A 12,421-nucleotide genomic window follows, 5' to 3' on the forward strand; every position below is an offset into this window, starting at 1 on the left:
CGCGCGACAGCCTTTCGCGCCAGTCCTGACGCTGGCGCGCGAGCTTTGGGACACGGCCTCAAAAGATGTCGCGCGCAAGGCGCGCTCCTACAGGGCCGCCACGCACTTCAGTTCGATGGCGATCGGCGTCGGCAGGGCGTTGACCTCCACCGTCGTCCGGCATGCATCCACGCCGGCGAAGGCCTCGGCATAAAGCCGGTTGTACGTCGCGAAATCGTGCGTCATGTCGGTGAGGTAGACGGTGACGTCCACCAGGTCTTCGAAGCGTGCCCCGCTGGCCTCCAGCACCGCGCGCACGTTGGCGAACACCTGCCGGCATTGCGCCTCGATGTCATAGGAAAGCAGGTTGCCGTCCGCATCCATCACGTTTCCCGGGATGGCATTCGTCGCCGGCTCGCGCGGCCCGATGCCCGAGAGGAACAACAGCTGGCCTACGCGGCGCGCATGCGGATAGGCACCGACCGGGGCGGGGGCGCCTTCGACGCGGATGATGTCATTGGCCATGGTCGATGCAGATGTTCCTGGCTTCGGTGAAGAAACGCATGGCTTCGAAGCCGCCTTCGCGGCCCACGCCGGATTGTTTGCTGCCGCCGAACGGCGTGCGCAGGTCGCGCAGCATCCAGCAGTTGACCCAGACGATGCCGAATTCCAGCTTCGCCGCGAAGCGGTGCGCACGCGACACGTCGCGTGTCCACACCGAGGCCGCGAGGCCGTACGGCGTTCCGTTCGCGATGGTGAGGGCCTCCTCTTCGGTGTCAAAGGGGATCAACGTGACCACAGGCCCGAAGATCTCCTCCTGGTTCGTCGCAGCGTCCGGCGCCAGGCCTTCGATGACCGTGGGTTCGATGAACCACCCATCGGCGCAGCGACCGCCCAGCTCGACACGCCCGCCGCCGGTGAGGATCGTGCCGCCTTCGGCACGGGCCCGCTCGATGCAGCCGCGCACCTTCTCGAAATGCGCCTGCGACACGAGGGCGCCGAGGTCGTTGGCCGGCTCCTGCGGATCGCCGACGCGCAAGGCGCGCACGCGCTGCAGGTAGGCTTCGCGGAAGCGTTCGTAGATGGAACGCTGCACGAGCAAGCGTGAGCCGCAGAGACAGATCTCGCCCTGGTTGGCGAAGCCCGAGCGGACGATCGTGGCCATCGACGCGTCGTCGAAATCGAAATCGCCGAAGACGATCGCGGGATTCTTGCCGCCGAGTTCCAGCGACACCTTCTTCAGCCGCGGCGCGGCGGCGGTGGCGATCGCGATGCCCGTGCGCGTGCTGCCGGTGAAGGAGATGGCCTTGACCTCCTCGTGCGTGACGATGGCTTCGCCGACGGCGGGACCGGTGCCGTGCACGATGTTCAGCACGCCCGCCGGAAAACCCGCCTCCTCGACGAGCGTGCTCAGCAGCCACGCCGTGTACGGGGTGACTTCGGACGGCTTGGCGACGACCGCGTTACCGGCCGCCAGTGCCGGCGCGATCTTCCAGGTGAAGAGGTAGAGGGGGAGGTTCCAGGGGCTGATGCAGCCCACCACGCCGAGCGGCAGGCGCAGCGTGTAGTTGATGGCGCCCTGTTCCATGGCATGCGACTCGCCGCTCCACTGGCCAGCCGCGGCGGCGAAGAAGCGCAGGTTGGCGACGGCTCGGGGGATGTCGAGCGAACGGGCGAGGGCGAGCGGCTTGCCGCTGTCCTGCGATTCGGCTTCGGCGAAGGCATCGAGCCGCTTCTCGATGCCGTCGGCAAGCCGCTGCAGGCAGCGGGCGCGACTCTCGGCGGGAAGCCGCGCCCATGCCGGGGCAGCGCGCGATGCAGCGGCGACGGCGACGGCCACGTCGTCCGCGCCGGAGTCGGGGCAGCGGGCGAACGGCCGCCCGATGGCCGGCTCCATGACATCGAGGTAGCCGCCGCCGAGCGGTGGACACTGCCTGCCGTCGACCAGGTTGGAGAAGACCAGCATGGCTGCCTCAGTTCAGTGCGCGGGTGCGCCCGCCGTCGACGGCGATGCTGACGCCGTTGACATAGCCGGCGGCAGGGCTGGCCAGGAATGCGATCATCGCGGCGACTTCCGCGGGTTCGGCGAAACGCGCTGCGGGGACGCTCGCGAGCAGGCCCTTCTCCACTTCCTCGCGGGTACGGCCCGTCTTCACGCTCGCTTCCACCAGCGATTCGAGGCGTGGCGTGCGCGTATAGCCGGGAAGCACGTTGTTGACGGTGATGCCGTCGGCCGCGACTTCGGCCGCCAGCGTCTTCGCCCAGCCGGCCATGGCCGCGCGCGTGGTGTTGGAGACGCCCAGGTTCGGGATCGGCTCTTTCACCGACGTGGAAATGATGTTCACGATGCGCCCGTAATGCGCCTCGCGCATGCCGGGCAAACAGGCATGGGTGAGTACCTGTGCGGCGACCACGTGCTGGCGGTAGGCGGTGAGGAAGGCGTCGGGCTCGGCATTCCAGACAGGGCCGGGCGGCGGGCCGCCGCTGTTGTTCACGAGGATGTGCACGGCGTGGTCGCCGACGATCTCGGCGACGACCGCGGCGAGGGCTCCGGTGTCCAGCATGTCCACGGCGGCGTGGCGGTGCTTCTGGCCGGGCTGGCCGGCCGGAAGTTCGGCGGCGAGCGCGGCCAGCGCGTCGGCGGAGCGGGAAAGGAGGGTGACGCTGGCACCGAGCTCGGCCAGTTCGAAGGCCGTGGCCCGGCCCAGGCCTTGCGAGGCCCCGCAGACCAGCGCGTGACGACCGGTGAGACGAAGATCCATAAGCGCTCCTGGGAAGGGCAGATCAGCCCTGTTTCATCGCCCACCACTGTATCGCCATCGCGATGAACCAGCACGGCCAGGCGAACCAAGGCGCCAGGCGCCACAGGCGCTGCCAGCGATTCAGGTCGTCGTCGTTGAACAGCGCCGGCGCGTCGGAGCGCAGCACGCGGCGCACGCGCAGCCAGTCGGCCATGCCGTTCGGGCGGCCGGTGTCGGCCTCGACGATGGTTTTCCACTGGTCCGGATAGCGCTTGCGCAGCAGCGCCGTGAAGCGCCACTGCGCGACGAAATGCAGGATGAAGAAAGCGACCGCGCCCAGCAGGAGAAGGAGGTAGAGATAGACCGCGGTCTGCATGGGGATCAGCTGCCCTTTTCTTTGTCTTTGTTCTTCTTTTCCGGGTCTTCACCGAGGAGATCGGTGGTGACCACGCTGCGGATGGTGGAGATCACGCCATTGCCCTGCTGCGCCTTGGAGCATACGGCGTTGTTGATCGCCTTTTTGTATGTGTCGTTCTGCATGCCGATGAACAAGACGCCGTCCGGGCCGTGGGAGATCTTGAAGCTGCCGGCGGGATTCATTTTTACCGGGGCTTCGGCCGAGAACGTGGTGGGCGACTGCTCCCAGTAGGTCTGGCTCTGCTGCTGCTTCGCCGAGGAATACACCACGAGGTAGCGCGCCTTGTCGTCCACCACCTTGAACTTGCCGAAGGCACCCGTGGTTTCGCTGGTCCAGCCGATGTATTCGCACAGCTGGATGTCTTCCGAATGCAGCGGCTGGAAAGCGTCGTCCAGCAACACCACGGTCGGCGCGAACAGGTAGCTTGAGCTGAGCCAGCGGCCGTTGAGCTCCGACTTCATCGCGATGGTGTAGGGCAGCTGCGCCCCCTGCGGCAGGCGGAAGGCGAGGAAGTAGCTGCGGTCGCCGTTCAGGCTCGCCACCGGGCTGTCCTTGTTCAGCTCGAACCGCTGCGGCTGCCACGGCAGCATGTCCTGGTAGGACAGGTCGGCGAAGCTGCCGCAGCAGGGAGACGCCCCTTCGAGCGTCTTCCGCGCGATGTCGATCGTGTTCGTCGGATTCTCCGGTGGACGGAGGTTCGGCGGCACGATGGAGCGGCAGGCGCCCAGCGCCACGAGGGCGAGGACGAGGAGCAGCAGGCGGAGCAGGGAAGGGGGCATCATGATTTTTTTCGTTGCTAGAAGTCGGCACTCCCTGCCGCACGGGGATAGGGGATGGCGTCGCGGATGTTCGCCAGGCCGCAGACATAGACCAGCAGGCGCTCGAAGCCGAGGCCGAAGCCGGCGTGCGGCACGGTGCCGTAGCGGCGCAGGTCGCGATACCAGTCGTACGTGGTCTTGTCGAGATGGAACTGGTCCATGCGGCGATCAAGGTAATCGAGGCGTTCCTCGCGCTGTGAACCGCCGATGATCTCGCCGATGCCGGGCGCGAGCACGTCCATGGCGGCAACGGTCTTCCCGTCGTCGTTCAGACGCATGTAGAAGGCCTTGATCTGTTCGGGATAGTTCATGACGACCACGGGCCGGCCGATATGTTCCTCGGCGAGGTAGCGCTCGTGCTCGGTCTGCAGGTCGACGCCCCAGGCGACGGCGTGCTCGAATTTCTTGCCCGACTTCTGCAGGATCGACACCGCCTCGGTGTAGTCGATGCGCTCGAACGGCTTGGCTATGAAGGCTTCCAGGCGCGCGATGGCATCCGGCTGCACGCGTTCGGCGAAGAACGCCATGTCGTCCGGCCTCTCGTCGAGCACGGCCTTGAAGATGCCCTTGAGGAACAGCTCGGACAGGTCGGCGATGTCGCCGAGGTCGGCGAAGGCGACCTCGGGTTCGACCATCCAGAACTCGGCCAGGTGGCGCGTGGTGTTGGAGTTTTCGGCGCGGAACGTCGGGCCGAACGTGTACACCTTGCTCATCGCCAGGGCGTAGCCCTCGACGTTGAGCTGGCCGGAGACGGTGAGGAAGGCTTCGCGGCCGAAGAAGTCCTTGCGGAAGTCGATGGCGCCCTTGTCGTCGCGCGGCAGGTTGGCCAGGTCCAGCGTGGACAGGCGGAACATGTCGCCCGCGCCTTCGGCGTCGGACGTAGTGATGATCGGCGTGTTGACCCAGAAGAAGCCCTGCTCCGTGAGCAGCCGGTGGATCGCCGTCATCATCGTGTGGCGAACGCGGGTGACGGCGCCGAAGAGGTTCGTGCGCGGGCGCAGGTGGGCGACCTCGCGGAGGAACTCCATCGAGTGCTGCTTGGGCTGGATCGGATAAGTGAGCGGATTCTCCACGAAACCGGCGACCTCGATCCGCGTGGCCTGGATCTCAAAAGCCTGGCCCTTGCCCTGCGAGGGCACGAGCTTGCCCGTGGCGATCACGGCGGCACCGGCGGACAGACGCCTGACCTCCGTCTCATAATTGGCGAGATCGGCGGTGGCGACCACCTGGATGGGGGCGAAGCAGGAGCCATCGCTCACGTTCACGAACGAGAGTCCACCCTTGGACTCGCGCAGGGTGCGTACCCAGCCGCGGACCGTGACCTCGTGTTCGCCTGCGGCCGTGCCGCCGGCGAGAGCCTGCTTGACGCTTACCACCGTCATCGATTGAAACTCCGGAAAGGGCGCCGCATCTAAAGGCGCGTAAGAAGCACGACCCTGCATGATAATGTAAGGGTCGCGTGAACGGCACCGTTCATTCATATAACACGGGCAGAAAACGTTTTCATGATCCAGATCACCCCCGCAGCATCCGAACGCATGCGCAGCTTCCTGGCCCGCGCCCCCGAGGCCGCGGGCGTGCGTTTCGCGGTGAAACGCATGGGTTGCTCGGGCTTCGGCTACGTGGTGGACCTGGCCGGCGAGATCGCGGCGGACGACCGCGTGCTCGACATCGACGGCATCCGCGTCGTCGTGGATCCCAAGAGCCTGCCCCTGGTCGACGGCACCCTCATCGACTTCCAGCGCCAGGGCCTGAACGCCTCGTTCGTGTTCCACAACCCCAACGCTACGGGCGAGTGCGGCTGCGGCGAATCCTTCACCGTCGCCTAGCGGCAGCGCCCCCGTAGGAGCGCGCCCTGCGCGCGACAGTCTTTCGCACCAGTCCCCAAGCTGGCGCGCCAGCTCCAGGGCACGGCCTCAAAACATGTCGCGCGCAGGCGCGCTCCTACGAGGCGGGCTTGCCCTAAGCCCCGGTTTCTCCTTACAATGCGCGGCTGGCCCTCTGAGAAGGAGGGTCTTCTTGCCTCACCGCCTTCGCGCGGGAGGCTGCCATCCCCGAACAGGGGTGCATCCACAAGGAGCCACCATGCGTCATTATGAAGTCGTGTTCCTGGTCCATCCGGACCAGAGCGAACAGGTGCCCGCCATGATCGAGCGTTACAAGACGCTGATCGAAGGCGATAACGGCAAGATCCACCGCCTCGAAGACTGGGGCCGCCGCCAGCTGGCCTACCCGATCGAGAACCTCGCCAAGGCTCACTACGTGATGCTGAACATCGAGGTTTCGCAGAACGCCCTGAACGAGCTCGAGACGGGCTTCCGTTTCAACGACGCCGTCCTGCGCCACCTCGTGATCCGTCGCGACGAAGCCGACACCGAGCAGTCCTTCATCCTCAAGAGCAAGGAAAAGGACGAGCAGAAGGGTTCGCGCCGCCGTGACGACGACGGCGACGACCGCCGTGGCGGTCGCGACAACGACAACGATCGCGACAGCGACGACTAATCGGGGATCACAGCCATGTCCAAGTTTTTCCGCCGCCGCAAGTTCTGCCGTTTCACCGCCGAGGGCGTGAAGGAGATCGATTACAAGGATCTCAACACCCTCCGCCAGTACATCACGGAAAACGGCAAGATCGTCCCGAGCCGTATCACCGGCACGAAGGCCCGTTACCAGCGCCAGCTGGCGACCGCGATCAAGCGCGCTCGCTTCCTCTCGCTGCTGCCGTACACCGACAACCACGACGTCTGATCGTCGCGCGCCCTTTCCATTCGTGGACGGGCGCCCGGTGAAAGACACTCGGACAACCAATCCTGGCTGCATGGGGCCCATCCCGTGCTAACGAAAAGGAACATCCCATGGAACTCATCCTCCTCGAGAAGGTGAAGAACCTCGGCAACCTCGGCGACAAGGTCAACGTCAAGCCGGGCTACGGCCGTAACTTCCTCCTTCCGACCGGCAAGGCCGCGCGTGCCACTGCCGACAACATCGCCGCGTTCGAAGCCCGCCGCGCCGAGTACGAAGCCAAGGCCAAGGAGCAGCTCTCCGGTGCCGAAGGCCGTGCCGCGAAGCTGGAAGGCGCCGAGGTCACGATCGAAGTGAACGCTTCGCCGGAAGGCAAGCTGTTCGGTTCGGTCACCCCGCGCGACGTCGCCGAGGCCCTCACGGCCAAGGGCCTGGACGTCGACAAGAGCGAAGTGATCCAGGCCGAAGGCCCGTTCCGCAACACTGGCGAGTACGAGGTCGTCATCGTCCTCCACGCCGACGTGCAGCAGACGGTCAAGGTCAAGGTCGTCGGCGCGTAAGCTCCGCACCACCTGCGATACCGGACGGGCGCCGAAAGGCGCCCGTTTTCGTTTCTACGCACAAGTTATCCACAGACTTATCCTCTCAACGCTTGAGACGGGTCCGCGTATGATCACCCTCACGGCCTGCCGTCCCGGTCTGGGTGCCGTCCGCAACACGAGGTAATCCATGTCCTTTAATCCTGAGCGAAGCGAGCGCGGCGAGCGTAAGCGCCGGCGCGAGCCGTCCGCCATCGACGCGCTGCGCATCCCCCCGCATTCCATCGAGGCCGAGCAGGCCGTGCTGGGTGGCCTGATGCTTTCGCCGGATTCGCTGGACAAGGTGGCCGACAAGCTCACCGACGACGATTTCTATCGCCGCGACCATCGCCTCATCTGGCGGGCCATCAACGAACTGGCGAACAAGGGCATGCCCTGCGATGCCATCACGCTAGGCGACTGGTTCATTGCCAACGACATGGCCGAAATGGTCGGTGGGGCCACCTACCTCATGGAGCTGGCGAACTCCACGCCGAGCGCCGCGAACATCGGCGCGTATGGCGACATCGTTCGCGAGAAATCCGTGCTGCGCCAGCTGATCGATGCAGGCACGTCGATCACCGAAGACGGCTTCCGCCCCGAGGGCAAGAGCGTCCAGGAAGTGATGGAGCTCGCCGAGCAGCGCGTGTTCCGCATCGCCGAGTCGGGCGCTCGCGGAAGGAAGGACATCGTGTCGGTGCGCGAGGCCACGGCTGAGGCGTTCCGCATGCTCACCGAACGCTACGAAAAGCGCGGCCAGCTCACCGGCCTGTCCACCGGCTTCACCGACCTCGACGAACTCACCTCGGGCCTGCAGCCGTCCGACCTGATCATCATCGCGGCGCGTCCGTCGATGGGCAAGACGGCGTTCGCCCTGAATCTGGCCGAGGCAGCCGCCATGCGCGGCAAGAAGGCCGTCGCGGTGTTCTCCATGGAAATGTCGGCCTCGCAGCTGGCCTTCCGCCTGATTTCATCGCTCGGCCGCGTGCACGCGCAGCACCTGCGCAACGGCGATCTCGCGGAAGAGGACTGGCCGCGCGTCACCTCGGCGATCACGATGCTGTCCGACGCGAAGATCTTCATCGACGACACGCCTGCGATGTCGCCGGTGGAAATGCGTTCGCGCGCGCGTCGCCTGCAGCGCGAGCACGGCCTGGGCCTCATCGTCATCGACTACCTGCAGCTCATGCAGGTGCCGGGCAACTCCGAGAACCGCGCCACGGAGATCTCGGAGATCTCCCGGGGCCTGAAGGCCCTGGCGAAGGAACTCAACGTGCCGGTGATCGCGCTGTCGCAGCTGAACCGCTCGCTGGAACAGCGCGCCGACAAGCGCCCGATGATGTCCGACCTGCGCGAATCCGGCGCTATCGAGCAGGACGCGGACGTGATCATGTTCATCTACCGCGACGAGTACTACAACAAGGAATCGGCGGACAAAGGCCTGGCCGAGATCATCATCGGCAAGCAGCGTAACGGCCCCACCGATACCGTCAAGCTGGCCTTCCTCGGCCATTACACGAAGTTCGAGAACTGGGCTCCCGATTCCTACGTAGGCAGTTTCGACTGACGGTGCGGGAGCCGCTTCAGCGGCGATGGGGGTGCTCGCGGCAAGCATCCCGGGAGCGTAACCTCCAGCCTTACGGAGGTGCGCCATGGATCAGCACTACGACGTCCTCATCATCGGCGCCGGCCTTTCCGGCATCGGCATGGCCTGCCGGCTGGCCCTGGCCTGCCCGGATAAGCGCGTGGGCATCGTCGAGCGGCGCAAGGCCATGGGTGGCACGTGGGACCTGTTCCGTTACCCGGGCGTGCGCTCGGACTCCGACATGTTCACGTTCGGCTTCGGTTTCCGCCCCTGGAACGAACTGGAGGTGCTGGCCGATGGCCCCTCGATCCGGCAGTACGTGATCGACACGGCCCGCGAGTTCGACATCGAGGACAAGATCCTGTTCGGCCTGCGCACGGTCAGTGCCAGCTGGTCGTCCGCGGAACGCCGCTGGACCGTCCACGCACGGCACGACGACGGTTCGGCGCGCGTCTTCACCTGCGGCTTCCTCGTTGGCGCAACCGGCTACTACGATTACGACTGCGGTCATATGCCCGACTTTCCGGGCCTTGCCGAATTCACCGGGCGGATCGTTCATCCGCAGCACTGGCCGGTCGATCTGGATTGGCGGAACAAGCGCGTGGTGGTGATCGGCAGCGGCGCCACGGCCATTACGCTGGTGCCGGCGCTGGCGGAGCAGGCTGCCCACGTGACGATGCTGCAGCGCTCGCCGGGGTACCTCTTTTCCGTGCCTTCGCGCGATGCGATCTCGGCCGCGCTCCTGCGTCTGCTGCCCGGTAAACTCGTTTACGCACTCGCGCGACGGCGGAACATCCTGTTGCAGCGTGTGCTCTACAAGGCGGCGATGCGCTGGCCTTCGCGTATGCGGAAGCTCCTGCTCGGCGCCGTCCGGCGCCAGCTTGGCGACCGCGCTCCGATCGCCGATTTCACCCCGGCTTATGCGCCATGGACCCAGCGCCTGTGCGTCGTGCCCGATGGCGACCTGTTCAAGACCTTGCGCGCGGGCAAGGCCTCCGTGGTGACCGATGAGGTCGCGGGTTTCGAAGGCAACGCGGTCCGCCTGGCCTCGGGGAATGTCCTGGAAGCGGACATCGTCATCAGCGCCACGGGTTTCAATCTCCAGGCCCTCGGCGGCATGCGCGTCGAGGTCGACGGCGTGCCGCGCGATCCCGGAAAGACGCTCACCTACAAGGGCGTTCTGCTCGACGGCATCCCGAACCTCGCCGTGCTTTTCGGCTACATCAACGCATCGTGGACGTTGAAGGTCGACCTGGCCGCGCAATACGTGTGCCGCCTGTTGCGCCATATGGACGAGCGTGGCGCCACGACGGCAACGCCGCGCGCGCCGGAGGACGAGGCGCTCGATGTGTGCATCCTCGACGAGTTGCGTGCCGGCTACGTGGCGCGCGGCGAAGCGTCGATGCCACGGCAGGGCAGGGAAGGACCGTGGCGCGTGAGCCATCGCTACGAGTGGGATCGAAGGACATTGCTGCGAGCGCCGATCGAGGATCCGGCGCTGAGCCTCTCGTAAGCACCGCACCACACGAAAGGAGGTAGTCTCGGGGGCACCACATTCCGGAGAGTATCGATGTTCCGTGCCTGTCTGGTCTTCATTACGTGCCTGTTCGCGGCTAGTGCCCTGGCGTCGCATCGCATCGTTCTCCCAGAACATCCTGCGGCCGGCCAGCGCGCGGACATCGAGAAGCTGCTCAACGACTGGCCGGACCTCGACCGTTACGCCAAGGACAATGCCGCGCTGGCGCCACCAAAGCCCGGCGAGGAGCGCGTCGTTTTCATGGGCGACTCGATCACGGACTTCTGGGGGCGCTCCGTCGGAAAGTTCTTCCCGGGGCGGCCGTACGTTAACCGCGGCATCAGCGGGCAGACGACGCCGCAGATGCTCATCCGTTTCCGTGCGGATGTGATCGCGCTCAAGCCCGCGGTCGTCGTGATCCTCGCCGGTACCAACGACATTGCCGGCAACACCGGTCCTGCGAGCCTGGCGATGATCGAGGACAACCTAGCCTCGATGGCCGACCTGGCCCGGGCACATGGCATACGCGTGGTCATGGCCTCGGTGATGCCCGTGCACGACGATGTCGTGAAGGACCAGACGGCGCAACGGCCGCCGGAGACCGTTCGTGCGCTCAACGCCTGGATCAAGGCGTACGCCGCGCGCGAGCACCTCGTCTTCCTCGACTACTACACGGCGATGGTCGACGCACGCGGCATGTTGAAGAAGGATCTCAGCGACGATGGCCTCCATCCGAACGCCGCGGGTTATGAGGTGATGGCCCCACTTGCGCAGTCGGCCATCGACAAGGCACTGGCTCTCAAGTGAAGGCACCGGCGGGCGCCCTCGGCAGCCTGCCTCTTCGTTGCCCCATGCTTGCCCGCTTGTTGCGGATAGACTGGGCGGTCAGTTGTCACCACCCGATCATTCCCACGCCATGAGCCGCACTACCGTCGCCACCGTCCACCTCGGCGCCCTTCGCCACAACCTTGCCCGCGTTCGTGCGCTGGCGGGGCCAGCCAGGGTCATGGCGGTAGTGAAGGCGGACGCTTACGGCCACGGTCTGGAACGCGTGGCACGCGCCCTCGATGGCGAAGCCGAAGCCTTCGCCGTGGCCGCCATCGCGGACGGGCTTCGCCTCCGCGCGGCCGGGCACCGGCAGCGGATCGTCGTGCTGTCGGGGCCGGACTCGCCGTCGGACCTCGTGGAAATGCAGCGCCTGCGCCTCGATGCGCTGATCCACCACGAGACCCAGCTCCCCTGGCTGGCCAGGGCCGATCCGGCGCGAGGACCGCTGCGAGTCTGGATCAAGGTCGACACCGGCATGCACCGCCTCGGTTTCGCGCCGGAGCGGGCACGGGAGGTCCATGCGAGCCTGCGGGCCATGGCCGTGGTCGAAGGGGAGGTCGGACTCATGACCCACTTCGCCTCGTCCGAGGAATTCGAGGGCCGCGACACCGCGCTGCAGATCGCCCGCTTCCGCGAGGCCACCGAGGGGCTGGAGGGCCCGCGGGCCCTGTCCAACTCGGCCGCCGTGCTGGGCTGGCCGGATGCGCGCGGCGACTGGGTCCGTACCGGTGGCCTGCTTTACGGCCTCTCCGTGGTGGAAGGGCGGTCGGGCGCCGACTTCGGCTTCCGTCCGGCGATGTCGCTCAGCACGCGGCTGGTGGCGATCAATCGTCTCGCGAAGGGCGAGCGCGTTGGCTACAACGGGACCTACGAGTGTCCGGAGGACATGGCCGTGGGCGTCGCCGCCATCGGCTACGGCGACGGTTATCCGCGCAGTGCGGCCGCGGGCACCCCGGTGCTGGTCAACGGCCGCGTCGCGCCGCTGGTGGGGCGCGTATCCATGGATCTCATCACGCTGGACCTGCGCGGGGTGCCGGATGCGCGCGTGGGCGACAAGGTGACGCTCTGGGGCGAAGGCCTGCCCGTGGAAACGGTGGCTGCCTCGGCCGGCACGATCTCCTACGATCTCACCTGCGGCATGACCCGGCGCGTCCTGTTCGTCGAAGACGAGGCCTGATCGCGTCCCTTGCGACGCATCCGCGCTATACATCCCGCT

The 12,421-nt window shown here is 66.3% G+C and carries 14 protein-coding genes; 8 read left to right on the top strand and 6 right to left on the bottom strand.

What is annotated here, in order from left to right:
• Positions 1-87: 87 nt before the first annotated feature.
• The 6 genes from ACR9ZH_RS06500 to asnS are packed head-to-tail and all read right to left on the bottom strand — an operon-like array spanning position 88 to position 5,338.
• A complete protein-coding gene (locus ACR9ZH_RS06500; RefSeq protein ID WP_481289949.1) occupies positions 88-504 on the bottom strand; it encodes a RidA family protein in 417 nt (138 codons plus the stop codon).
• Positions 494-1,945, bottom strand: coding sequence for an aldehyde dehydrogenase (locus ACR9ZH_RS06505; protein WP_481289950.1), 1,452 nt, complete (start codon positions 1,943-1,945; stop codon positions 494-496). Before ACR9ZH_RS06505 ends, ACR9ZH_RS06500 begins: the two co-directional genes overlap by 11 nt.
• Before the next feature lie 7 nt (positions 1,946-1,952).
• Positions 1,953-2,741: an SDR family oxidoreductase gene (locus ACR9ZH_RS06510; RefSeq protein ID WP_481289951.1), complete on the bottom strand. Its 789-nt coding sequence runs from the start codon at positions 2,739-2,741 to the stop codon at positions 1,953-1,955.
• A 22-nt stretch (positions 2,742-2,763) separates the two neighbouring features.
• The gene (locus tag ACR9ZH_RS06515) at positions 2,764-3,096 is read right to left on the bottom strand and encodes a hypothetical protein (RefSeq protein ID WP_481289952.1); all 333 of its coding nucleotides are present in this window, start codon (positions 3,094-3,096) and stop codon (positions 2,764-2,766) included.
• 5 nt (positions 3,097-3,101) lie between these two features.
• Positions 3,102-3,920 carry a MalM family protein gene (locus ACR9ZH_RS06520; protein ID WP_481289953.1) on the bottom strand — a complete coding sequence of 273 codons (819 nt, stop codon included), beginning with the start codon at positions 3,918-3,920 and terminating at the stop codon, positions 3,102-3,104.
• A 14-nt stretch (positions 3,921-3,934) separates the two neighbouring features.
• Positions 3,935-5,338 carry an asparagine--tRNA ligase gene (gene asnS, locus ACR9ZH_RS06525; RefSeq protein ID WP_481289954.1) on the bottom strand — a complete coding sequence of 468 codons (1,404 nt, stop codon included), beginning with the start codon at positions 5,336-5,338 and terminating at the stop codon, positions 3,935-3,937.
• A 123-nt stretch (positions 5,339-5,461) separates the two neighbouring features.
• Between asnS and ACR9ZH_RS06530 the strand changes: the two genes are divergently transcribed.
• The 8 genes from ACR9ZH_RS06530 (at position 5,462) to alr (ending at position 12,382) form a co-directional block, all read left to right on the top strand.
• Entirely contained in the window at positions 5,462-5,785 is a 324-nt protein-coding gene (locus ACR9ZH_RS06530; protein ID WP_481289955.1) for a HesB/IscA family protein, read from the top strand.
• A 256-nt stretch (positions 5,786-6,041) separates the two neighbouring features.
• Complete coding sequence (gene rpsF, locus ACR9ZH_RS06535; RefSeq protein WP_481289956.1) at positions 6,042-6,458, top strand: 30S ribosomal protein S6; 417 nt, start codon at positions 6,042-6,044, stop codon at positions 6,456-6,458.
• 15 nt (positions 6,459-6,473) lie between these two features.
• Positions 6,474-6,704, top strand: coding sequence for a 30S ribosomal protein S18 (gene rpsR / locus ACR9ZH_RS06540; protein ID WP_045830959.1), 231 nt, complete (start codon positions 6,474-6,476; stop codon positions 6,702-6,704).
• Between the two features lie 107 nt (positions 6,705-6,811).
• Positions 6,812-7,258 (top strand): 50S ribosomal protein L9, encoded by a 447-nt coding sequence (gene rplI, locus ACR9ZH_RS06545; protein WP_481289957.1) that lies wholly within the window; start codon positions 6,812-6,814, stop codon positions 7,256-7,258.
• Positions 7,259-7,427: 169 nt separating this feature from the next.
• A complete protein-coding gene (locus ACR9ZH_RS06550) occupies positions 7,428-8,843 on the top strand; it encodes a replicative DNA helicase (protein ID WP_481289958.1) in 1,416 nt (471 codons plus the stop codon).
• Between the two features lie 85 nt (positions 8,844-8,928).
• Complete coding sequence (locus ACR9ZH_RS06555) at positions 8,929-10,374, top strand: flavin-containing monooxygenase (RefSeq protein ID WP_481289959.1); 1,446 nt, start codon at positions 8,929-8,931, stop codon at positions 10,372-10,374.
• A gap of 57 nt (positions 10,375-10,431) precedes the next feature.
• Positions 10,432-11,184 carry an SGNH/GDSL hydrolase family protein gene (locus ACR9ZH_RS06560; RefSeq protein ID WP_481289960.1) on the top strand — a complete coding sequence of 251 codons (753 nt, stop codon included), beginning with the start codon at positions 10,432-10,434 and terminating at the stop codon, positions 11,182-11,184.
• Positions 11,185-11,293: 109 nt separating this feature from the next.
• Positions 11,294-12,382, top strand: a complete 1,089-nt coding sequence (gene alr / locus ACR9ZH_RS06565) for an alanine racemase (protein WP_481289961.1) — start codon at positions 11,294-11,296, stop codon at positions 12,380-12,382.
• The last annotated feature ends 39 nt before the right edge of the window (positions 12,383-12,421 follow it).

Source organism: Luteibacter sp. SVR4-7G, from assembly GCF_056755555.1.

Excerpts from the sequence above, each read along its gene's own strand:
- ACR9ZH_RS06500 (WP_481289949.1), bottom strand. The coding sequence starts at position 504 with ATGGCCAATGACATCATCCGCGTCGAAGGCGCCCCCGCCCCGGTCGGT.
- ACR9ZH_RS06505 (WP_481289950.1), bottom strand. The coding sequence starts at position 1,945 with ATGCTGGTCTTCTCCAACCTGGTCGACGGCAGGCAGTGTCCACCGCTC.
- ACR9ZH_RS06510 (WP_481289951.1), bottom strand. The coding sequence starts at position 2,741 with ATGGATCTTCGTCTCACCGGTCGTCACGCGCTGGTCTGCGGGGCCTCG.
- ACR9ZH_RS06515 (WP_481289952.1), bottom strand. The coding sequence starts at position 3,096 with ATGCAGACCGCGGTCTATCTCTACCTCCTTCTCCTGCTGGGCGCGGTC.
- ACR9ZH_RS06520 (WP_481289953.1), bottom strand. The coding sequence starts at position 3,920 with ATGATGCCCCCTTCCCTGCTCCGCCTGCTGCTCCTCGTCCTCGCCCTC.
- asnS (WP_481289954.1), bottom strand. The coding sequence starts at position 5,338 with ATGACGGTGGTAAGCGTCAAGCAGGCTCTCGCCGGCGGCACGGCCGCA.
- ACR9ZH_RS06530 (WP_481289955.1), top strand. The coding sequence starts at position 5,462 with ATGATCCAGATCACCCCCGCAGCATCCGAACGCATGCGCAGCTTCCTG.
- rpsF (WP_481289956.1), top strand. The coding sequence starts at position 6,042 with ATGCGTCATTATGAAGTCGTGTTCCTGGTCCATCCGGACCAGAGCGAA.
- rpsR (WP_045830959.1), top strand. The coding sequence starts at position 6,474 with ATGTCCAAGTTTTTCCGCCGCCGCAAGTTCTGCCGTTTCACCGCCGAG.
- rplI (WP_481289957.1), top strand. The coding sequence starts at position 6,812 with ATGGAACTCATCCTCCTCGAGAAGGTGAAGAACCTCGGCAACCTCGGC.
- ACR9ZH_RS06550 (WP_481289958.1), top strand. The coding sequence starts at position 7,428 with ATGTCCTTTAATCCTGAGCGAAGCGAGCGCGGCGAGCGTAAGCGCCGG.
- ACR9ZH_RS06555 (WP_481289959.1), top strand. The coding sequence starts at position 8,929 with ATGGATCAGCACTACGACGTCCTCATCATCGGCGCCGGCCTTTCCGGC.
- ACR9ZH_RS06560 (WP_481289960.1), top strand. The coding sequence starts at position 10,432 with ATGTTCCGTGCCTGTCTGGTCTTCATTACGTGCCTGTTCGCGGCTAGT.
- alr (WP_481289961.1), top strand. The coding sequence starts at position 11,294 with ATGAGCCGCACTACCGTCGCCACCGTCCACCTCGGCGCCCTTCGCCAC.